The sequence below is a fragment of the Duganella kummerowiae genome (assembly GCF_053572355.1).
In genome coordinates this window covers 1-21,472 of record NZ_JBKFEH010000030.1, presented here as the reverse complement: position 1 = coordinate 21,472, position 21,472 = coordinate 1, and the positions used below count along the sequence as shown (strand labels likewise).

19 protein-coding genes and 1 riboswitch are annotated in these 21,472 nt (G+C 68.0%); of the genes, 16 read left to right on the top strand and 3 right to left on the bottom strand.

All coding sequences use genetic code 11. From position 1 onward, the window contains the following. Nucleotides 1-284 precede the first annotated feature (284 nt). From cobT to bluB, 14 genes are all read left to right on the top strand, one after another. Nucleotides 285-1,319, top strand: coding sequence for a nicotinate-nucleotide--dimethylbenzimidazole phosphoribosyltransferase (gene cobT / locus ACLB1G_RS27575; RefSeq protein WP_491630478.1), 1,035 nt, complete (start codon nucleotides 285-287; stop codon nucleotides 1,317-1,319). Nucleotides 1,320-1,321: 2 nt separating this feature from the next. Beyond that, nucleotides 1,322-2,086: an adenosylcobinamide-GDP ribazoletransferase gene (locus ACLB1G_RS27570; protein ID WP_491630477.1), complete on the top strand. Its 765-nt coding sequence runs from the start codon at nucleotides 1,322-1,324 to the stop codon at nucleotides 2,084-2,086. Beyond that, nucleotides 2,086-2,619: an alpha-ribazole phosphatase family protein gene (cobC, locus tag ACLB1G_RS27565; protein ID WP_491630476.1), complete on the top strand. Its 534-nt coding sequence runs from the start codon at nucleotides 2,086-2,088 to the stop codon at nucleotides 2,617-2,619. Before ACLB1G_RS27570 ends, cobC begins: the two co-directional genes overlap by 1 nt. 3 nt (nucleotides 2,620-2,622) lie before the next feature. Then, nucleotides 2,623-2,842: riboswitch (cobalamin riboswitch) on the top strand. Nucleotides 2,843-2,909: 67 nt separating this feature from the next. Beyond that, nucleotides 2,910-4,760 carry a TonB-dependent receptor domain-containing protein gene (locus ACLB1G_RS27560; RefSeq protein ID WP_491630475.1) on the top strand — a complete coding sequence of 617 codons (1,851 nt, stop codon included), beginning with the start codon at nucleotides 2,910-2,912 and terminating at the stop codon, nucleotides 4,758-4,760. Between the two features lie 59 nt (nucleotides 4,761-4,819). Further along, nucleotides 4,820-5,845, top strand: coding sequence for a FecCD family ABC transporter permease (locus tag ACLB1G_RS27555; RefSeq protein ID WP_491630474.1), 1,026 nt, complete (start codon nucleotides 4,820-4,822; stop codon nucleotides 5,843-5,845). After that, entirely contained in the window at nucleotides 5,845-6,618 is a 774-nt protein-coding gene (locus ACLB1G_RS27550; protein ID WP_491630479.1) for an ABC transporter ATP-binding protein, read from the top strand. Before ACLB1G_RS27555 ends, ACLB1G_RS27550 begins: the two co-directional genes overlap by 1 nt. Further along, entirely contained in the window at nucleotides 6,615-7,235 is a 621-nt protein-coding gene (cobO, locus tag ACLB1G_RS27545) for a cob(I)yrinic acid a,c-diamide adenosyltransferase (RefSeq protein ID WP_491630473.1), read from the top strand. Before ACLB1G_RS27550 ends, cobO begins: the two co-directional genes overlap by 4 nt. After that, nucleotides 7,229-8,530 carry a cobyrinic acid a,c-diamide synthase CobB gene (locus ACLB1G_RS27540; protein WP_491630472.1) on the top strand — a complete coding sequence of 434 codons (1,302 nt, stop codon included), beginning with the start codon at nucleotides 7,229-7,231 and terminating at the stop codon, nucleotides 8,528-8,530. The genes cobO and ACLB1G_RS27540 overlap by 7 nt, the downstream gene beginning before the upstream one ends. After that, nucleotides 8,527-9,084: a bifunctional adenosylcobinamide kinase/adenosylcobinamide-phosphate guanylyltransferase gene (gene cobU, locus ACLB1G_RS27535; RefSeq protein ID WP_491630471.1), complete on the top strand. Its 558-nt coding sequence runs from the start codon at nucleotides 8,527-8,529 to the stop codon at nucleotides 9,082-9,084. Before ACLB1G_RS27540 ends, cobU begins: the two co-directional genes overlap by 4 nt. Continuing rightward, nucleotides 9,078-10,049, top strand: coding sequence for an adenosylcobinamide-phosphate synthase CbiB (gene cbiB, locus ACLB1G_RS27530; RefSeq protein WP_491630470.1), 972 nt, complete (start codon nucleotides 9,078-9,080; stop codon nucleotides 10,047-10,049). Before cobU ends, cbiB begins: the two co-directional genes overlap by 7 nt. Next, nucleotides 10,042-11,022: a threonine-phosphate decarboxylase CobD gene (gene cobD, locus ACLB1G_RS27525; RefSeq protein ID WP_491630469.1), complete on the top strand. Its 981-nt coding sequence runs from the start codon at nucleotides 10,042-10,044 to the stop codon at nucleotides 11,020-11,022. Before cbiB ends, cobD begins: the two co-directional genes overlap by 8 nt. Then, on the top strand, nucleotides 11,019-11,900 hold the full coding sequence (locus tag ACLB1G_RS27520) for a cobalamin-binding protein (protein WP_491630468.1): 882 nt from the start codon (nucleotides 11,019-11,021) through the stop codon (nucleotides 11,898-11,900). Before cobD ends, ACLB1G_RS27520 begins: the two co-directional genes overlap by 4 nt. Before the next feature lies 1 nt (nucleotide 11,901). Next, nucleotides 11,902-13,362: a cobyric acid synthase gene (locus ACLB1G_RS27515; protein ID WP_491630467.1), complete on the top strand. Its 1,461-nt coding sequence runs from the start codon at nucleotides 11,902-11,904 to the stop codon at nucleotides 13,360-13,362. After that, nucleotides 13,359-14,015, top strand: coding sequence for a 5,6-dimethylbenzimidazole synthase (gene bluB / locus ACLB1G_RS27510; RefSeq protein WP_491630466.1), 657 nt, complete (start codon nucleotides 13,359-13,361; stop codon nucleotides 14,013-14,015). The genes ACLB1G_RS27515 and bluB overlap by 4 nt, the downstream gene beginning before the upstream one ends. On the opposite strand, the gene ACLB1G_RS27505 is transcribed toward bluB, so the two are convergent. Beyond that, nucleotides 14,012-15,790, bottom strand: coding sequence for an alkaline phosphatase D family protein (locus tag ACLB1G_RS27505; protein ID WP_491630465.1), 1,779 nt, complete (start codon nucleotides 15,788-15,790; stop codon nucleotides 14,012-14,014). The two genes, bluB and ACLB1G_RS27505, sit on opposite strands and share 4 nt — an antisense overlap. A gap of 160 nt (nucleotides 15,791-15,950) precedes the next feature. Here ACLB1G_RS27505 and ACLB1G_RS27500 point away from each other — a divergent pair, with 160 nt between their 5' ends. After that, entirely contained in the window at nucleotides 15,951-17,357 is a 1,407-nt protein-coding gene (locus tag ACLB1G_RS27500; protein WP_491630464.1) for a DHA2 family efflux MFS transporter permease subunit, read from the top strand. A 1-nt stretch (nucleotide 17,358) separates the two neighbouring features. Here ACLB1G_RS27500 and ACLB1G_RS27495 read toward each other — a convergent pair whose 3' ends face one another. Both ACLB1G_RS27495 and ACLB1G_RS27490 read right to left on the bottom strand, forming a co-directional pair. Continuing rightward, the gene (locus tag ACLB1G_RS27495; protein ID WP_491630463.1) at nucleotides 17,359-19,386 is read right to left on the bottom strand and encodes a beta strand repeat-containing protein; all 2,028 of its coding nucleotides are present in this window, start codon (nucleotides 19,384-19,386) and stop codon (nucleotides 17,359-17,361) included. 80 nt (nucleotides 19,387-19,466) lie between these two features. Then, a complete protein-coding gene (locus ACLB1G_RS27490) occupies nucleotides 19,467-19,937 on the bottom strand; it encodes a PaaI family thioesterase (protein WP_491630462.1) in 471 nt (156 codons plus the stop codon). Between the two features lie 71 nt (nucleotides 19,938-20,008). Here ACLB1G_RS27490 and ACLB1G_RS27485 point away from each other — a divergent pair, with 71 nt between their 5' ends. Next, complete coding sequence (locus tag ACLB1G_RS27485) at nucleotides 20,009-21,349, top strand: aminotransferase-like domain-containing protein (RefSeq protein WP_491630461.1); 1,341 nt, start codon at nucleotides 20,009-20,011, stop codon at nucleotides 21,347-21,349. Nucleotides 21,350-21,472 lie beyond the last annotated feature (123 nt).

Genomic DNA, 21,472 nt, shown 5'->3' with positions numbered 1-21,472 from the left:
AGTTTCGCGCCATCCGTAGACTGCGCGTGCACCTCATCAAACGTCCACACTTATCGACTGTAAATTGTTAAAGAACTTCTTGGCCCTGCATCGCTGACGAAGCGTTGTGTTCGTTCAGCAGAGAAGCGAGATTATGAAGCGTTTGATTTAATTCGTCAACCACTTCGTTTTCTTTCGCTTGCCTCGCTTACGCTGCTGCGTTTGCGAGGGACAGAATCATAGCAAAGCCCGGCGACTTCCACAAGGCGTAAAATACGCGCCACACTCAGCTTATCTACTTATCCATGTTACTCCCCACCATCTCCTCTACCGCCAGCGATGCCCTGGCGGCCCAGCTGGCCCACGCCATCAATAACAAGACCAAGCCACTGGGCAGCCTGGGGGCGCTGGAAACGCTGGCCAGTCAAATCGGACTGATACAGGCTACCAGCGCCATCACACTGCAGCAGCCTGCCATACTGGTATTCGCGGCCGACCACGGCATCGTGGCGGAAGGCGTGTCCGCCTATCCGCAGGACGTGACCTGGCAGATGGTGGAGAACTTTCTGGACGGTGGCGCCGCCATCAATGTGTTCGCGCGCCAGAACGGCTGCACCCTGCGTGTGATCGACGCCGGCGTCAACCACGACTTCGGCCCGCGCGACGGCCTGGTGGACCGCAAGATTGCCCACGGCACGCACAACTTCGCCCGCCAGCCCGCCATGAGCAGGGAACAGTGCGAGGCCGCCCTGGCGGCCGGCATGGCGCTGGCGGGTGAACTGGACGGCAATGTGGTCGGCTTCGGCGAGATGGGCATAGGGAACACCACGGCGGCCGCCGCCCTGATGCACAAGCTGACCGGCATCCCGGTGGCGCAGTGCGTGGGCGCCGGCACCGGCCTCTCCGCCGACGGCATCCTGCACAAGCAGCGCGTGATCGAGGCGGCCGTGGCGCACCACGCCGGCATCGAGGCGCCGCTGGACGTGCTGGCCACCTTCGGCGGACTGGAAATCGCCATGATGGCCGGCGCCATGCTGAAGGCGGCCGAGCGCCGCATGGTACTGCTGATCGACGGCTTCATCGTCACAAGCGCGCTGCTGGTCGCGGCCCGCCTGCAACCGTCCATCCTGGACTACTGCGTGTTCTCGCACTGCTCGGACGAAAGCGGCCACAAACAGATGCTGGCGGCGCTGGGCGCCACACCGCTGCTGCAGCTGGGCCTGCGCCTGGGTGAAGGCACCGGCTGCGCGCTGGCGCTGCCGCTGCTGCAAGCTGCAGTCAACTTCATGCAGCAGATGGCCACCTTTGAATCGGCCCAGGTCAGCGAGAAGTCCGAATAAGCATGCACCAGCTGCGCCTGTTCTTCACCGCCCTGCAGTTCTTCACCCGGCTGCCCATCCCGCGCTGGGTGGGTTTCGAGCCGCACTGGCTGAACCAGGCCGCGCGCTACTTTCCGCTGGTGGGACTGGTGGTGGCGGCGATGACGGCGGGCGTGTATACGCTCGCGATACGGCTGTTCCCTGCGCCGGTGGCGGTGCTGCTGTCCACTGCCGCCGGCATTTACGCCACCGGCGCCTTCCACGAAGACGGCTTTGCCGACGTGTGCGACGGCTTCGGCGGCGGCATGACGCCGGAGCGGGTGCTGGACATCATGAAGGATTCGCGCATAGGCGCCTACGGCGCCATCGGCATCGTGCTGCTGCTCATGCTCAAATGCGCTACCCTGGCGCAGCTGTCGCCCGCCACCGTGATTGCCGCGCTGTTCGTGGCGCACCCGCTCTCGCGCCTGATGGCAACCGCCCTGATCTGGCGCCTGGACTACGCGCGCGCCGAAGGCAAGGCCAAGCCATTGGCGCAGAAGATGAGTGGCGCCGAATTTTCCATTGCCGCGCTCAGCGCCCTGCTGCCGGCGCTGGCGGCTGGCTGGATTGGGTGGCTGCCGTGGTGCGGCATCGCCGCCGGCGCACTGGCGGCGGCGATGGCGGCGACCTGGCTGGCCCGTAAATTCGTGGCCCGCATCCAGGGCTATACCGGCGACTGCCTGGGCGCCGTGCAGCAGGTCACGGAAGTGGTGTTCTACCTGGGCGTGCTGGCGGCCTGGTTCTGATGCGCATCGTCCTGGTCCGCCATCCGCAGCCCGAGGTAGCGCCCGGCATTTGCTACGGGCGCACCGACCTGCCGGTGGCGGCCGGGCTGCTGCAAGCAAGCGCCGCGCAACTGCGCCCTTGGCTGCAGCAGGACACAGTGCTGCATACCAGCCCGCTGCGCCGCTGCGCGGAGCTCGCCGCCCTGCTCTCCCCCGAGCCGCTGGCCGACCCGCGCCTGATGGAAATGGACTTCGGCGCCTGGGAGATGCGCGCCTGGGACCACATCCCGCGCGCCGAGATCGACGCCTGGGCCGCCGACCTGGTGCATTACCGCCCTGGCGGCGGCGAGAGCGTGGTCCAAATGGCGCAGCGCGTGGCGGAGTTTTACGCCGATCTCCAGCGCCAGCAGCAGGACGCCCTGCTCATCTGCCACGCCGGCGCCATGCGCCTGCTGGCGGCCCGCCACGCCGGCCTGCCCCCGCCCGACATGGCGCTGCAGGCGGCGCAAACACCACACAAAATCGCCTACGGCCAGACACTGATACTCGACTAGACCGTATAATGTCGGGGTTTTGGTGCTCGCGCCGCCGCCCGGTGGCGCAGTTAAACGGGAAACACGAAGCCCTCACCGGCCAGCGTGTGCTGCCCCCGCAACGGTCAACAAGCGCCGCGTGACATCGCGGCAAACCGCCTCCCACAACCACTGTGCTACCGCATGGGAAGGTTACGGCGGTCCCCTTGCCAGCCCGGATACCGGCCAAATCAGGTGGAAGCGCGCAAGCGCTTTCTGTTCAATCTGGCCCACGGGGACGTCGGCCGGTTGCAATTAACCAGACTCACATCATGACTTTACGCATTTCCCGTCCAGCGGCCCTGACGTCGCTGGCGATGGCCATGGCCGCCGCACATCCATTTGCCGCAGCCGATACCGGTTCGTCCACCGTGACCGTGACCGCCACCCGCGCACCGCAAGCGGCCAGCGAGATCATCAGCGACACCCTCAGCATCGGCCCCGAGCAGATCGCCGCCTCCGGCGCCGGCTCCATCGTCGACTTGCTGCAGCGCCAGCGCGGCATCGAGATCGCCCGCAACGGCGGCCCGGGCACCAGCTCCAGCGTCTACATCCGTGGAGCCAATTCGAACCAGACCGTGGTGCTGGTCGATGGCGTGCGCATCGGCTCCTCGACCACTGGCGCCGCCAACTGGTCGGCCATTCCGCTGACCGCCATCGACCACATTGAAATCGCCTACGGCCCGCTCAGCACCCTGTACGGCGCCGATGCCGTCGGCGGCGTGGTGCAGATCTTCACCAAAAAGGGCAAGGGCGCACCCAGCGTGACCGCCTTCGCCGGCTACGGCAGCGATAAAACCCGCGAAGCCGACGCCAGCGTGTCCGGCGCCACCGGCGGCGAACACGCCTTCAGCTACAGCATCAGCGCCGGCAAGGAAAAATCGGACGGCTTCTCTTCCACCCGCAGCGGCACCAGCAGCTACAACGCCGACCGCGACGGCTATGACCGCGACAATGCCGCCGGCGCCTTCAGCCTGCAGGTGGCGCCGGGCCAGGAGCTGGGCGCGCTGTTCATGTACAGCAAGCTGGAATCGCAGTACGACAGCGGCGCCTCGGCCTACGACACCCACAGCGAACAGAAACTGGAAACCGGCTCGGTCTACACCCGCAACCGCATCCTGTCCAACTGGACCAGCCTGCTGCAGGTATCGCAGTCGCGCGACGAGGGTGAGAACTACACCAGCGCCCTCGCTGCCGGCTACACGCGCATCAACACCCGCCAGACCTACTATACCTGGCAGAACGATATCGCCATCGGCGCCGACCTGCTGCAGCTGCTGTACGAGCACCGCAAGGAAAGCGTGGACACCAACGGCTCGCAAGCCCTGAACCGCGACCGCAGCACCAACTCCTTTGCCGCCGCCTACAGCGCGCGCCGTGGCAACCACCTGCTGAACGCCAGCGCACGCCGCGACAACTCGGTGTACGGCTCGAAAAATACCGGCTCGCTGGGCTACGGCTACAGCTTCAGCCAGCAGCTGCGCGCCAGCGCCAGCTACGGCACCAGCTTCCGCGCGCCGACCTACAATGAGCTGTACTACCCCGGCTACGGCCTGGAAACCAACAAGCCGGAACAGGGCCGCAACGCGGAACTCGGCCTGCGCTATGACGACGGCAAGAACGCCCTGAGCGCCAGCTACTACCACAACCGCCTGACCGACATGCTGGTCTCGGTCACCCCTTGCCCGGGCGGTGGCGGCAGCTGCGCCTACAACGTCAACCACGCCCTGCTGGAAGGCCTGACCCTGGCCGGCAGCAGCAAGCTGGGCGCCTTTGGCCTGAGCGGCAGCATCGACCTGCAGGATCCCAAGGACGAGACCACCGGCAAGCGCCTGGGGCGCCGCGCCAAACAGCATGGCAACGTCGCACTGGATTACGCCATCGGCGCGCTCAAGGCCGGCGCCGAGCTGGAATTGTCGGGCGACCGCTACGACGATGCCGCCAACAAGAACCGCCTGGGCGGCTATGGCCTGGTGAACCTGTACGCCACCTACCAGATCACGCCCGACTGGTCGGCGCTGGTGCGCTGGAATAACATCGCCGACAAGCGCTACGAGCTGGCGCGCTACTACAACACCGCCGGCTCCAAGGTGTTCGCCGGCATCCGCTACGGCTACAAGTAATGGTGTACCCTGCCGGACGAGCGACCGCCGTCCGGCGGTTTCAATGATGAAGGCTGTGCATGCATACCTTTTCCCGTAAGCTGAGGCGCCGCGCCACCCTGACCCTGGGCGGCCTGCTGCTGCTGGCCGCCGCCAGCCTGCTGTTCTCGGGCATGACGGGCTCGGTGTCCATCCCGCTGTCCGACCTGCCCGGCGCGCTGGACCAGCTGCTGCTCGGCCGCGCCACCGACAGCCTGGCCGCCACCCTGCTCGACCTGCGCGTGAACCGCGCCCTGACCGCCTTCGTCACCGGCGCCGCGCTGTCGCTGGCCGGCGTGATGATGCAAGCCTTGCTGCGCAACCCGCTGGCCGATCCCTATGTGCTGGGCATCTCGGCCGGCGCCGCGGTCGGCGCCCTGGCCGCGCTGCTGTTCATGTGCGCGGCCTGGATGGTGGACGCGGCGGCGTTCGGCGGCGCGGTGGCGGTATCCATGATGCTGTATTTGCTGGCGCGGCGCGACCTGCGCGGCGGCACGGCGGCCGAAGGCGGCACCGCCCAGCTGCTGCTGACCGGCGTGGTGCTGTCCACCGGCTGCATGGCCCTGATCACGCTGATGCTGTCGATCGCGCCCGAGAGCCGGTTGCGCAGCATGGTGTTCTGGATGATAGGCGACCTGTCCGGATCGCCGCTGCGCTGGCTGCCGTGGACCATGCTGGCCGTCGGCCTGGCCTACGCGCTGCGCAACGCGCGCGCCATGAACGTGATGGCGCTGCATGCGGAAGCCGCCGCCACCCTGGGCATACGCGTGGGCGCCCTGCGCAAGGGGCTGTTCTTCATTTCCGGCCTGCTCACCGCCAGCGCCGTGACCACGGCCGGCAGCATAGGCTTCGTCGGCCTGATCATGCCGCACGCCTGCCGCTACGCCGTCGGCCCCGACCACCGGGTGCTGATCCCGGCCGCCACCCTGGGCGGCGGCACCTTTTTGCTGCTGGCCGACACCCTGGCCCGCACCGCCATCGCACCGCAGCAGCTGCCGGTGGGCGTGGTGACGGCGCTGATCGGCTCCCCGGTGTTCCTGTACCAATTGCACCGGCTGCGCAAATGATGCTCTCCACCCACCAACTCACGCTGCGCATGGGCGCGCGCCTGCTGGTCGGCAAGCTGGACTGGCAGGTCGAAGCAGGCCAGTGCTGGAGCATCATAGGCCGCAACGGCGCCGGCAAGAGCACCCTGATGCGCACCCTGGCCGGCCTGCGTCCGGCCGACCAGGGCGAAGTGCGGCTGCAGGGCCGCGCCTTGTCCGCCTGGCCGCTGGCCGAACTGGCGCGCCAGCGCGCCTTCCTGGCGCAAAGCCGCAGCGACGCCTTCGCCTACACGGTCATCGAGACCGTGCTGACGGCGCGCCATCCCTATCATGACAACCGCTACTGGGAAGGCAGCGACGACCACGCGGCCGCCATCCGCGCGCTGGAAGCAATGGAGGTGGCCGACCTGGCCGAACGCGATGTGCGCACCCTGTCCGGCGGCGAACGCCAGCGCGTCGCCATTGCCGCCCTGCTGGCACAGGACACCCCGCTGCTGCTGCTGGACGAGCCGGCCAATGCACTGGACCTCGCGCACCAGGTGTCGGTGATGTCGCTGCTGGCGAAACTGTGCCGGCAGCAGGGCCGCACCGCCGTCATGATAGGCCACGACCTGACCCTGGCGCACGGCGTCTCCAGCCACGCCCTGCTGCTGAAAGGCGACGGCCAGTGGCTGGCCGGCCCGGTGGACCAGGTGATGCAGGCGCCCATCCTGGGCGACTTCCTGGGCCACCCCATCGACATCATCGAACACGGCGCACGCCGTATCTTCATTCCATCCGAGGACACCGCATGAGCGAACAACACGACGACACCGGCATCAATGAACGCCACCGCGCCCGCATGGAGCGCAAGAAAGCCATCATCGACGCCAAGATCAAGGCCGCCGACAAGCAGATCGGCATCATCATCGTCAACACCGGCAACGGCAAGGGCAAGAGCTCCAGCGGCTTCGGCATGGCAATCCGCGCCATGGGCCACGGCATGAAGGTGGGCGTGGTCCAGTTCATCAAGGGCGCCATGTCCACCGGCGAGGAACTGTTCCTGCGCCGCTTCCCGGAGGAAGTCAGCTTCCACGCCATGGGCGAGGGCTACACCTGGGAGACCCAGGACCGCGAACGCGATATCGCCAAGGCGCGCCTGGCCTGGGAACAGGCCAAGGCATTCCTGCGCGATCCGCAGTACGGCCTGGTGCTGCTCGATGAGCTGAACATCGCCCTGAAATACCGCTACCTGGACGTGGATACCGTGATAGCCGACCTGCTGGACCGGCCCGAGATGCAGCACGTGGTCATCACCGGCCGCGGTGCGCCGCAGGAGCTGATCGATGTGGCCGACACCGTCACCGAAATGGCGGTAGTCAAGCATGCATTCAAGGCCGGCATAGGCGCGCAGGCGGGCACGGAATGGTAAGCAGCGCCAAGGTCGTGCTGGTGGCGGCCGCCGCTTCTGGCCAGGGCAAGACCACGGTGACGGCCGCGCTGGCGCGCAAGCTGGTGCGCCAGGGCTTGCGCGTGCGTGTGTTCAAGTGCGGCCCGGACTTCATCGACCCCATGGTGCTGGAACGCGCCAGCGGCGCGCCGGTCGGTTCGCTGGACTTGTGGATGGTGGGCGAAGATCCGTGCCGGCGCCAGCTGGCGCAAGCCGCCGCCGAGGCGGACGCCATCCTGGTGGAAGGCGTGATGGGCCTGTACGACGGCACGCCGTCCAGCGCCGACCTCGCCAACACCTTCGGCATCCCGGTGCTGGCGGTGATCGACGCCTCGGCCATGGCGCAGACGGCCGGCGCCCTGGTGCATGGCCTGCGCGACTATGGCCCGGTGCGCATGGCCGGCGTGATCGCCAACCGCGTCGCCAGCGCCAACCACGCAAACATGGTCGCCGCTTCACTGCGCGGCATACCACTGTTCGCCACGCTGCCGCGCCAGGCGCGCTCGCTGCCGGAGCGCCACCTGGGGCTGGTGCTGCCGGGCGAGGTGCAGGACATCGACACGCTGCTGGATGAGCTGGCGGACCAGCTGGAATTCGACCAGGCAGCCTGGGATGCGCTGCCGGCTGCCGCCATCGCCACACCACCGCAGGCCAGCGCCGTTACATCTCTACTGGCTGGAAAAACCATCGCGATCGCGCGCGATGCCGCCTTCATGTTCATTTACCCGGCCAACCTGGCCACGCTGCGCGAACTGGGCGCCACGCTGGCGTGGTTCTCGCCGCTGGCCGACGAGGCCATCCCCGCCGGGGCGGACGCCCTGTACCTGCCCGGCGGCTACCCGGAACTGCATGCGCACACGCTGTCGAACGCCGCAAACTGGCGGGCATCGGTGCGCGCCGCCCACGCCGCCGGGCTGCCTATCTACGCCGAATGCGGCGGCATGATGGCGCTGGCCACCACGCTGACCGACCAGTCCGGGGCCAGCCATGCCATGGCCGGCGTGCTGCCCGGCGCGGTGGCCATGCAGCAGCGCCTGGCCGGCCTGGGACCGCAGGCGCTGCAGCGGCCGCAGGGCGAGCTGCGCGGCCATACCTTCCATTACTCCAGGCTGGAGACGCCGCTGGCGCCGCACACGCACACCGTCAAGCACTCCACCGGCGCCCAGGGCGAGGCGGTGTACCGCCACGGCTCGCTGACGGCGTCCTACTTCCACGCCTACTTCCCCTCGAATCCGGCCGCCACGGCGGCGCTGTTCCTGCGGGGCGCCCAACCATGAGCCGCACCCTGATACTGGGCGGTTCGCGCAGCGGCAAGAGTGCCCACGCCGAACAGCTGGCCGGCGCCAGCGGCAAGGAAGTAATCTACATCGCCACCGCCCACGCGGGCGACGGCGAGATGGCGGGCCGCATCGCCCATCACCGCCAGCAGCGTCCCGCGCACTGGACCACGGTGGAGGAACCGGTGGCGCTGGGCGCCACGCTGCGCCACTGGGCCGCGCCCCACCGCGTGCTGCTGGTCGACTGCCTGACCCTGTGGCTGACCAATTTGCTGTTCAGCGAACAGGCCGACTACCCGGACGTGGGCCAGATCCCGCTGCCGCCCGCCTTCCAGCGCGAACGCGCCGACTTCCTGGCGGCGCTGCAGGATTGCGCCGATGACGTCATTTTGGTGTCCAACGAAGTCGGCCTGGGCATCGTGCCCTACGGCGCCATCTCGCGCTGCTTTGCCGACGAAGCCGGACGCCTGAACCAGGCCGCCGCCGCCCTGTGCGAAAATGCTCGCTTCATTGCCGCCGGTTTGCCGCTGGTGCTGAAAGGGGCGCCATGCTGACCGGCCTGTCCTTTCCCGCGCTGGCGCTGCTGATGGTGGCCGGCGTCGCGCTGGACCTGCTGCTGGGCGAGGCGCGCCGCTGGCATCCGCTGGCCGGCTTCGGCAACCTGGCCTCGGCGCTGGAACGGCGCCTGAACCGGGGACAGGCCAGGTTCTGGCGCGGTGTGCTGGCCTGGCTGCTGGCGGTAGCGCCGTTGACCGCCTGCGCCTGGCTGCTGTGCCAGATCAACGGCATGGCCGCGCTGGCGCTCCACGCCGTGCTGCTGTACTTCTGCCTCGGCCTGCGCAGCCTGCGCGAGCACAACCTGCCGATCGCGCGGGCGCTGGCGCGCGGCGACCTGGCGCAGGCGCGCCTGCTGACCGCCCGCATCGTCAGCCGCGATACCGGGAACGCCAGCGAGAACGACCTGACCAAGGCCAGCGCCGAATCGCTGCTGGAAAACGGCAACGACGCCGTATTCGGCACCCTGTTCTGGTTCATCGTGGCGGGCGGTCCGGGCGCCGTGCTGTTCCGGCTGGCGAACACCCTGGATGCCATGTGGGGCTACCGCACTCCACGCCTGCTGCAATTCGGCTGCTGCGCCGCTCGCATGGACGACGCCATGAATTACGTGCCGGCGCGCCTGACCGCCCTGTCCTACGTGCTGCTGGCGCCGGGCTGGCTGGCCAAGCGCCGCGCCTGGGCCTGCTGGCGCAGCCAGGCCGCTGCATGGAGCAGCCCGAACGGCGGCCCGGTGATGTCCAGCGGCGCCGGCGCGCTGGGCGTGCAGCTGGGCGGCCCGGCCGTGTACGACGGCAAACTGGAACAGCGCCCGCCGCTGGGCCTGGGCCAGCCGGCGCGCGGAACCGACATCGCGCGCGCCTGGCACCTGGTGCTGGCCACCACCGTGCTGTGGCTGATGTGCGCCTGCGCCGCCGCCGCAGTGCTGGTGCTGCCCGCACTGAGGGAGTACCTGCATGCTTGAACACGGCGGCAATCTGCGCGATGCGGCGCTCCATTTTGGCCGCGACGACTGGCTGGACCTGTCGACCGGCATCAACCCGCGCTGGTATCCGGCGCCGCAGGTCGCAGACAACGCCTGGCATCGCCTGCCCGAGCCCGATCCGGCGCTGGCGCGTGCCGCCGCAGCCTACTACGGCGCGCCGCTGATGCTGCCGGTGGCCGGCACCCAGGCCGCCATCCAGGCCCTGCCCCGGCTGCGCGCCCCCTCGCGCGTCACGGTATCCGCACCGTCGTACGCCGAGCACGCGCACCACTGGCAGGGGCACGGCCACACGCTCACACAATCCGACTACGGCCAGCTGGCTGCGGCCGTGCCGCACAGCGACGTGGTGGTGGTGGTCAACCCCAACAACCCGACCGGCGCCACGATACCGGCAGCGCAGCTGCTGGACTGGGCCGCGCAGCTGGCCGCACGCGGCGGCTGGCTGGTGGTGGATGAAGCCTTTGGCGACACCGCCCAGCACAACAGCGTGGCGGCCCACAGCCGCCAGCCCGGCCTGATCGTGCTGCGCTCGGTCGGAAAATTCTTCGGGCTGGCCGGCATACGGCTGGGTTTTGTCGCCGCCCACCAGGACCTGCTGCGCCAGCTGGAGGACTTGTTGGGACCGTGGACGATCAGCGGCCCGGCCCAGCAGATCGCCCTGGCCGCCCTGGCCGACAGCGCCTGGCAGCACAGCACGCGCACGCAACTGGCCGCCAGCGGCGAACGGCTGCGCGCCCTGCTGGCGCAGCACGGCATACAGTCCGGCGGCACCGCCCTGTTCCAGTGGTGGCCGGAACCGCAAGCGGAAGCCTGCTGGCGCCATATGGCCGAACGCGGCATCTGGGTACGATTATTCAAACACGCGGCGCGCGGCATCCGCCTCGGCCTGCCGCCCGACGAAGCAGGCTGGCTGCGCCTGCAACTAGCACTCAAGGAATGGAGCCAACGATGAAACTCGCGCATGCAATCACCACCCTGGCCCTCTGCGCCGCCAGCCTGCAGGCCCACGCGGCCATCACCGTGCGCGATGACGATGGCAATACCGTCACCCTGCAAAAGCCGGCCCAGCGCGTGATCGCCATGTCGCCGCACGCCACCGAACTGCTGTTCGCGGCCGGCGGCGCGGACAAGATCGTGGGCGCCGTCACCTACAGCGACTATCCGGAAGCGGCCAAGAAAATCCCGCGCGTGGGCGACAACCGCCAGATCGACATGGAGCGCGTGATCGCCATGAAGCCGGACCTGATCGTGATCTGGATGCACGGCAGCTTCGAGCGCCAGATCGACGGCCTGCGCAAGCTGGGCGTGCCGCTGTACCACAGCGAACCGCAAAAGCTGAACGAGATCCCGGACAGCATCGAGCGCCTGGGCCAGCTGATGGGCACCGAACCGGCCGCCCGGGCCGCCGCCGCCGACTTGCGCCAGAAATTCGACGGCCTGGCCAGGCAGTACGCCAACCGGCCGCCGGTGCGCATGTTCTACCAGGTGTGGGACAAGCCGCTGTACACCCTGAACGGCGCCCACATCGTCAGCGACGCGATCCGCCTGTGCGGCGGCGTCAACATCTTCGCCGACCTGAAAGTGACGGCGCCGGTGGTCAGCATCGAAGCCGTGCTGCAGGCCGATCCCGAAGCCATCTTCGGCACCGCGGAAAAGAACTACGGCGGCGTCAGTCTGTGGCGCCAATACACCAATATGCGCGCGGTACGCGCCGACAACCTGTTCACCCTGGACGGCGAACTGCTGAACCGCGCCGGCCCGCGCATGGCGCAGGGCGCCGCCCTGCTGTGCGAGAAACTGGAACTGGCGCGCCAGCGCCGCAAGAACTGAGATGAACTTCCCCTATCCCACCCTGATGGTGCAGGGCACCACCTCGGACGCCGGCAAGAGCACCGTGGTGGCGGCCCTGTGCCGCCTGCTCCGCAACGCGGGCGTGCGCGTCGCGCCCTTCAAGCCGCAGAACATGGCGCTCAACAGCGCCGTCACCGAGGATGGCGGCGAAATCGGCCGCGCCCAGGCGCTGCAGGCCATCGCGGCCGGGCTGGCGCCGCACACCGACATGAACCCGGTATTGCTCAAGCCCTCGAGCGACACCGGCGCCCAGGTCATCATCCACGGCCGCGCCCGCGCCGAAATGAATGCGCGCGACTACCACCAGTACAAGACCGTCGCCATGCAAGCCGTGCTGGAATCGCACCAGCGCCTGCGCGCGCAGTACGACTGCGTGCTGGTGGAAGGCGCTGGCAGCCCGGCCGAGATCAACCTGCGCGAGCGCGACATCGCCAACATGGGCTTTGCCGAGGCGGTCGACTGCCCGGTCATCATCGTGGCCGACATCGACCGGGGCGGCGTGTTCGCCCACCTGGTCGGCACCCTGTCCTGCCTGTCCGACAGCGAACGGGCGCGGGTCAAGGGCTTCGTCATCAACCGCTTCCGCGGCGACATCAAGCTGCTGGAACCGGGACTGGAATGGCTGGAGCGGCAGACCGGCAAGCCGGTGCTGGCCGTGCTGCCCTATGTGCACGGCCTGTTCCTCGATGCCGAGGATGCCGTACAGGCGGTGCAGGCCGCGCGCGGCGCCTACCGCGTGGTGGTGCCCAGCCTGCCCCGCATGAGCAACCACACCGATTTCGACGCACTGCGCGCCCATCCCGACGTCGACCTGCGCTTCGTGCGCCAGGGCGAACCGGTGCCGGCGGCGGACCTCATCATCGTCCCCGGCAGCAAGAACACGCGCGGTGACCTGGACTGGCTGCGCGCCCAGGGCTGGCCGGCCCACATCGCGCGCCACCTGCGCTACGGGGGCAAACTGCTGGGCATTTGCGGCGGCTTCCAGATGCTGGGCAAGGAGGTGAGCGACCCGCTGGGCATGGAAGGCCATGCCGGCTCCACGCCCGCCCTGGGCCTGCTGGACATGAGTACCGAAATGGCGGCCTACAAGCGCCTGGAACTGGTCAGCGGCACGTGCACCTTTGCCGACGCCAGCGTGAGCGGCTACGAGATCCACATGGGCCAATCACGCGGCCCCGCACTGTGGCGGCCCGCCTTCCTCATCGATGGCCGCAACGAGGGCGCGCTGTCGGAAGATGGCCAGATCATGGGCACCTATCTGCATGGCCTGTTCGACACGCCGGACGCCTGCGCCGCCGTGCTGCACTGGGCCGGCCTGCGCAGCGACAGCGTTGTCGATACCGCCCAGCTGCGCGACGCCAGCCTGGAACGCATTGCCGAGGCCACCCGGCCGCTGCTGGACGCGCTGCTGGCCCTGCCCACGGCGGAGGCGCCCCGGTGAGCAGCCCGCACGCCTATCCGCAGGCCGAGATCGACGGCGTGTACCGCGCCATCCGCGAACGGCGCGACGTGCGCCACTTCAAGCCGGGGCCGCTGGAAGCGGGACAGCTGGAGCGCTTTCTCACGGCCGCGCACAACGGTCCCAGCGTCGGCCTGATGCAGCCCTGGCGCTTCATCCGCATTACCGACGGCGGCCTGCGGCGCCGCATCCACGCCCACGTCAACGAGGAACGCCTGCTGACGGCGCAAGCCCTGGGCCAGCGCGCCGAGGACTTCATGCGCCTCAAGGTGGAAGGCATATTGCAGTGTGCGGAAGTGCTGGTGGTGGGCCTGATGGAACGCCGCGAGAACTATATCTTCGGCCGCCGCACCATGCCGGAAATGGACCTGGCCTCGGCTTCCTGCGCGCTGCAGAACTTCTGGCTGGCGGCGCGCGCCGAGGGCATAGGCGCGGGCTGGGTCTCGATGTTCGACCCGCAGCGCCTGCGCGAACTGTGCGGCATGCCGGAAGGCAGCCAGCCCATCGCCGTGCTGTGCGTGGGCCAGGTCGAGGAGTTCTATACCGCGCCCATGCTGGAACTGGAGCGCTGGGACAGCCGCCGCGCCATCGGCGAGATCCTGTTCGAGAACAGCTGGGGCCAGCAGCCCGCCTAAGCCGTGCCGCACTCGGTGATGCAGCGCTTGCCCGGTCCCGCCAGCGTGCGCAAGCTGCGCTCCGTGGCCGCCGTGAATTCGCGGCTGTGCACCGTGCTGACGAAGCGCCAGTCGCAGCGAACTTCCTCATGGCTGGCGGTGACGATCATGTAGCCGCGCTTGCTGGTCTGGGCATAGTACAGGGGTGCGATCAACTCCATCATCATGTTGGCCACGTCGTCGGGATCGCGGTCACGGTAGGCGCCTTCCATGCCGGGCGAGGTGACCGAGGCGGTGGCGAATTCGACGCCAATCTGGCGCCCTTCGGCGTCCAGCAGGTCGCTGGCCCAGGCATTGTGGGTGTCGCCGGCCAGCACCACCAGGTTCTTGCGGTGCTTGCGCATCATGCCGAACACCTGTTCACGGTCGTGCTGGTAGCCGTCCCAGGAATCCAGGTAGCAGGGCAGCGGGCGGGCCGCCAGCCAGGCCTGCTCATGCGGCTTCACGCAAGCGGGGTCCTTGGCGGCCCGGGTTTTCAGCGCCGCGAAATCGGTGCGGCTGCACTGGCCCATCACCACCGGCATCGGATGCTCCATGCGCGCCATCAGCACCTGCTGGCCCAGCACCTGCCAGCGGGCGTGCGACTTGCCGACCTGGTTTTCCAGCCAGGCCATCTGCTCCTGGCCCATCATCTGGCGCCGCTCGGAACACAGGTCGGCGCGGTACTTGGCTTCGTCGAAGTGCTTGTGCGCGTCGAAGTAGGAGGACAGCATGAGCTGCTGGTCGCGGCCGATCAGCCGCGTGTCCAGCATGTGCAGCGACAGCACGGCGCCGAAGTCGAAGGAACGGTAGATCCTGTCCGGCGCGGAAGGTTCGGGCAGGCGCAGCGGCATCCACTCGTGGTAGGCCGTCAGCGCCGCTTCCCGCCGCAGCGAGAACGGCCCATACAGGCTGCACTTGTGGTCGACCGCCCCGTCGCGCCAGGTGTCATCGGCAAATTCATGGTCGTCCCACACGGTGAGGAAGGGCATGGCGGCGTGCACCGCCTGCAGGTCCGGGTCGGAGCGGTATTGCGCATAGCGGCGGCGGTAATCGTCCAGGTGCAGCAGCACGCCGGCCGGTTCCGACAGGCGCCCCAGCTGGGCCGCGCGTTCGCAGGCATAGCCGTTGCGCTCATATTCGTAGATGTAGTCGCCGATGTGCAGGCCGGCGTCGATGCCGTCCTGGCGCGCCGCATCCGCGTACACGTTGAAGTAGCCGGCCGGATAGTTCGAGCAGGAGAACACCGCCAGCCGCACCTGGCGCACATCGCTGCGCGGCAGGGTCTTGGTGCGGCCCACGGCCGAGCGCACCTCGTTGACCGCGAACTGGTAGTAATAGACATGGCCCGGCAAGAGGCCGGCGGCGTCCGCCTTCACCGTATAGTCGCGCTGCGCCGAGGTGGCGACGCTGCCGGAGGCCACCACATTCTGCATGGCCTGGTCGGTGCACATGCGCCACTGGACGGCAATGTCCCGGGTATGATCGGCGCCGCGCGGGGTGACGCGGGTCCACAGGATCACCCGGTCCGCCAGCGGATCGCCACTGGCCACGCCGTGCAGGAAATCGGCGCCAGCCGCGTCGCCGGCGCCAGCCAGAGTGCTGCCGCAGCCCTGCAGCGACAGCGCTCCCGTGCCCAGCAGCATGGCCGAACCGACCTGGCGCATGAAGCCGCGCCGGCCCGGCTGGTTTTCAGGCCCGAACTCGGCCCCGGCTTCCGGTGCGGGCTGCGGCGGTAACAAGAACTGGCCATCCATGGCGACTCCCGTCGGCGTTGCGATGCCCGCAAGGTACGCTGTCCAGGTTACGCCACCATGACACGGCCTCCCTCCGTAGCGGGACGGACACGCCGGCGCTTTTATGTGACAATCGGTATCGGCTCCGGCGCCGACCAGACCACGAGGAATACCAAGCAAGATGACAACACCCGCCGCCAAACGCTACCTGCCATGGGTGGTGGCCACCGCGCTGTTCATGGAACAGCTCGACTCCACCATCGTCAACACCGCCATTCCCAGCATGGCCGCCAGCCTGCATGTGACGCCCCTGAGCCTGAAGGCGGTGGTGACCAGCTACATCCTCAGCCTGGCGGTCTGCATCCCCATCAGCGGCTGGATGGCGGACCGCTATGGCACCCGGCGCGTGTTCATGAGCGCGATCGCCATCTTCACCCTGGCCTCGGTGCTGTGCGGCCTGTCGCTCAATTCCCCCATGCTGGTGGCGGCGCGTTTGCTGCAGGGCGTGGGCGCGGCCATGATGATGCCGGTCGGGCGGCTCACCATCATCCGCACCTTCCCCAAGTCCGAACTGCTGGCGGCCATGAACTTCGTCATCATCCCGGCCCTGATCGGCCCCCTGCTGGGCCCCACCGTGGGCGGGCTGATCGTGCACTGGATGTCGTGGCGCGAGATCTTCTTCATCAACGTCCCGGTCGGGCTGGTGGCCATGTACCTGGCGCACTGCCACATGCCGGACTATCACGGTGAAAGCACGCGGCCGCTGGACCTGATCGGGCTGGTGCTGTTCGGCACCGGCATCGCCCTGCTGTCATGGCTGCTGGAGGTGTTCGGCGAACATACCATGGACGCCACGTCGGCCATGGTGCTGCTGCTGATCGCCTGCAGCCTGCTGGCGGCCTACGCCTGGCACTCGCGCGAAGTGGCCTACCCGCTGCTGCGGCTCACGCTGTTCAAGGTGCGCACCTTCCGGGTCTCGGTGATGGGCGGCTTCGTGACGCGGCTGGGCGTGGGCGGCATGCCTTTCCTGCTGCCGCTGCTGTACCAGCTGGGATTGGGCCTGCCGGCCTGGCAGTCCGGCATGCTGATGATGCCGGCCGCCGCCTCGGCCATGGGCATGAAATTCATGGCGTCCAGGGTGCTGGCGCGCTTCGGCTACCGCCAGGTACTGATCGTCAACACCCTGCTGCTGGGGGTCACCATCAGCATGTTCTCGCTGGTTCATGCGGGCACGCCGCTGTACGCCATCGTGGCGATAGGCCTGTTCCAGGGCTTCTTCAATTCCCTGCAGTTCTCCAGCATGAACAGCGTGGCCTATGCCGATGTCGAAGGCCCGGACTCCAGCATGGCCAGCACCATCGCCAGCTCCATGCAGCAGCTGTCGGCCAGCTTCGGCCTGGCCTTCGGGTCGCTGCTCACGGGCTGGTTCCTGGGCGGCGTGCCGCAGAGCGACCGCGTGGTGTTGACGTCAGCCCTGCACGCGGCATTCCTGACGCTGGCCGCCATCACCATCCTGTCCTCGCTGTCGTTCTGGTCGCTCAAGCGCAGCGACGGAGAGAACATCAGCAAGGGCGGCGGCGGCGATTGAGTCAGCCGCGCTGGCGGCGGCGGGCCATGGCGCCCACCATGGCCAGGCCAGCCAGCATCATGCCGTAGCTGGCCGGTTCCGGTACGGCGGAAACGTCGGTGTAGACACCGTCGAAGCGCAGCACGGCGGCCTTGCCGTCGATGGTGGTGCCGCCCACCAGGGCCAGGAAGCTGGCGTTGCCGGTCCAGTCGCCCTGCACCCGGAAGGCATAGGCGCCGCCGGCCTCGCTCACGGCCAGGGTGCTGCCCGCGCTGTAGGCGCCAAAGGTGGAGAAGGTGATGGCGCTCAGGCCCAGGTCGATGGCCGAATTGGCGCTCAGCGACAGGCTGGCGAAAGTCTGGCCTGCACTGCCGGCGTTCAGCAGGCGCAGCGTGCCGCCAGCCAGCTGCAGGGCGCTACCCGACGACAGGCGGTTGGCGCCCACCAGTTCCAGCGTGCCGCCGCTTATCAGGGTGGCGCCGTCGTAGGTGCTCACGCCGCTCAGGGTGGTGGTGCCGGCCTGGTATTCCACGCGGCTGAAATTCGAGATCGACCCGGCATACGCGAAGCTGTTGCCGGCGCCCGGCGCGATGGCCAGGGTGTTCTGGCCACCGCTGCCGCCGTTGATGCTGCCCAGGACCACGGCGTTGCCGCCCGAGATGGTCACGCTGTTCACGCCCGCACCCAGTTCGATGGCCTTGCCGCTGCTGCTGCCGTCGATGGTGCCGGCATTGGTGATGACGGTCCGGTTGCTGTTGCCAAGAATGGCCGCGTTGGCGCCGCCGCCGATGATGGAGGCGCCGGAGTTGTTGACGATGGTGACGATGGCGCTGTTGGCGGCGCCCACCACCACGATGGCAGAGTCGCTCTGGCCGCGTATCACGCCGCCCGCCAGGTTGGTGATGGTGGCATTCGCGTACAGGCCTTCACGGGTGCCCGCCAGGGGACCGCTGCTGATGTCGTTACCGGCCAGGGTGATGCCGCGTCCCACCGCGTTGGTATTGCCGGCCGAGACCAGGCCTTCGATCAGGCCGGCGTTGGTGACGCTGCCGCCGCCGATCGAAATGCCCTCGCTGTAGGCCAGTCCCGATCCGGCCGGGCTATAGGCATTGACCGAGCGGATGACGGCGTCCTTGGTGTTGGTGATGGTGGCCACGCCATCCACGTCTATGCCGTCGCCGTCGCCGGTCACGCCGTTACCGGAGATCAGGCCATGGTTGGTGATGGTGGCAGTCTGCTTGCTGCTGAAACCATCGAAGTTGATGCCCGAGCCATTGCTGCCCCGGACGATGCCGCCGGCGTTGTTGGTCAGGGTGAAGGTGAACGCGGTATCGGTGTCGGGGCCGCCGGTGATGCCGTGGCGGGAGCCGTCGATGATGCCGGTGGCATCGTTCAGGACCACCACGCCGCTGTTGGTTTGCAGGTCCACGCCGTCGGCGCTGTCGCTGGCCTTGATGCCCACCAGGGACTGGATCTTGCCGGCGTTGTACACATAGCCGTTGACGCCAGGACGCACCGCGTCGGCATCGGTGGCCTTGATCACGCCGGTCGCGTAATTGTTCAAGGTATTGGCGCCGCTGGCGCCGATGGCCGCGAAGTCCACGGCCTGGTTGCCGCCGCCGCCGGTGTTCAGCGATTCCAGGGTGCCGTAGTTATTCAGTATCACGCTGCTCTTGGCCACGTTCATCTGGATCACGTCTCCGGTGGTGGTCTGCACCAGCGCCGTGCTGTTGGTGCCGCTGCCGTTGGTGAAGACAAAGCTGGCCACACCAGTGTTGTCGCGCACCGCGCGGCCGGTGCCGGTCTGCTTGATGGCGCCCAGGTTGGTGAGGGTGGCGTTGTTGCCGGAGATGGTGATGGCATTGGTGGAGCCGCTCACCACCAGCGAGGAGTTCGCGCTGATGGTTCCGGCCTGGTTGCTGCCGGCGCCCAGCGTCTGGGCGCTGGTGCTGTTCGTGTTATTGAACGTGAAGCTGGCGGCGGAGGCAGCCAATGGGAAGGCGGCGGCGACCAGGAGCGCCAGGCGGGCCGGCCGGAGTGAGACGGACATGATGTATCCCCAATAATAGTATGAGCAAACTTTTAATGTCTCATACGCTCATGACAGGGCCATGACAGGATCTCCGCCGCTCAGCGTCCTTGCGCTTCCCGGCCGCGCAAGGTCATGACGGCGCTGGTGATGGTGGCCACCAGCTTGCCATCCTCGCGCGCGATGTCGCACTGGTAGTGGCTGATGCTGCGGCCGCGGTGCGTGGCCCGGGCATGGGCGCGCAGGCGCGATTGCCAGACCGGGCGCAAAAAAGTGGCCTTCAGGTCTATGCTGGTGAAGCTTTCGCCTTGCGCCATCAGGGTGGAGTGGGCGGTGCCGATGGCGGCGTCGGCCAGTTCGCACAGCAGGCCGCCGTGCACCGTGCCTTGCTGGTTGCCGTGGCGGGCCGGGTCGGCATCCAGCTCCAGCACGGCCGTGGCCTCGCCGATATCGGCCAGGCGGAACTCCAGCAGCGTGGAGATCGCGGTGGGATAGCGCATGTGGGTACGGTCGTCATCGGCCAGCGTACCGGCCAGCTGGCGTTGCAGGTAATCGAGTACGGACAGGTGCATGGAAACTCCTTTCTGCCACCAGTCTGACGCGCTACACTGGAACAATCAAAGAATTGTCCTAGATACGCTGCATGACAGAGTCTCCCGTTGCCCTCATGGTAGCCCGGCTGGAAGCCGATATCCTCAGCGGCAGGCTGGCCCCCGGCGCGGCCCTGCCCACCCACCGCCAACTGGCGGCGAAACACGGCATGGCGATCGCCTCGGCCAGCAAGGTGTACTCGCGGCTCAAGGAGATGGGACTGGTGGTCGGCGAAACGGGTCGCGGCACGTTCGTGCGCGACCGGCCGCCCGGGCGGGTGTGGGATGGCGGCGACGAGGCACGCCTGAGCGGCAGTGCGGCCGACCTGTCGTTCAACCATCCGGCGTGGCCGGGTCAGGCGGAGCTGCTGCGCTCCATGCTGCGCGAGCTGGCCGCCGGCGGCGACCTGGCGGCGCTGATGCACCAGCAGCCGCCAGGTGGACGACTGCATGAACGCCGTATCGTGGCGCGCTTCCTGGCGCGCGAGCGCGGCATACGGGCGGACGCGGAATGCATTTTCCTGGTCAACGGCGCGCAGCAGGGCCTGGATATCGCCACCCGCGCGCTGCTGCGGCCTGGCGACACGGTGGCGGTGGACGCGCTTACCTATCCCGGCTTCAAAATGCTGGCCGGGTTGCAGGGATGGACGCTGGCGCCGGTTCCAGCCTTGGAGCATGGCCCCGACCTCGACGCGCTGGAGGCGCTGTGCGGCAAGCGCAAAATCCGCGCCCTGTATGTGATGCCTACGCTGCACAATCCCCTGGGCTGGGTGTTGACGCTGGGGCAGAGAAACCGGCTGGCCGGGATCGCGCGGCGCCATGACTGCCTGCTGATCGAAGACGTCTCCTATGCCTTCCTGGCAGCCGATGCGCCGCCTCCGCTGGCGGCCCTGGCGCCTGAGCGCACGGTGCTGGTCGCCAGCCTGTCCAAGAGCCTGGCCAGTGGCTTGCGATTTGGCTACGTCGTCGCGCCCGATAGCATGGCGGCACGTATCAAGGCCGTGATACGCGCCAGCTACTGGAGCCTGCCCAGTGTGATCACCGCCATGGCCACGCGCTGGATAGCCGACGGTACGGTGAGCCGCCAGGAGGCGCTGGGACGCCGGCAAGCCGCACAGCGCCAGGCGATCGCGCGGGAAGTGCTGGCCGGGATGGACATCACCGCCCATCCGGGCGCGCTGTGGGTGTGGCTGCGGCTGCCCGAGGACTTGCGCATGGACCGCATCGCTACGGCGCTGGCCGAACAGGGCATCGCGGTCTCCAAGGCGGAGGCGTATGCGGTGACACGCCACGTGCCACATGCGCTGCGCCTGGGACTGAGTTCCGTGCCGGCGCACGAACTGCGCACCGTGCTGGTACGGCTGCGCCAGATTATCGAGCGTTTTCCGATTTGAAAATGCAAAAAGGCCCGCACAGATCACTGAGCGGGCCCCTTTGGGTATAACTAGCCTGACGATAACCTACTTTCACACTGGTTGCAGCACTATCATCGGCGCAAAGTCGTTTCACGGTCCTGT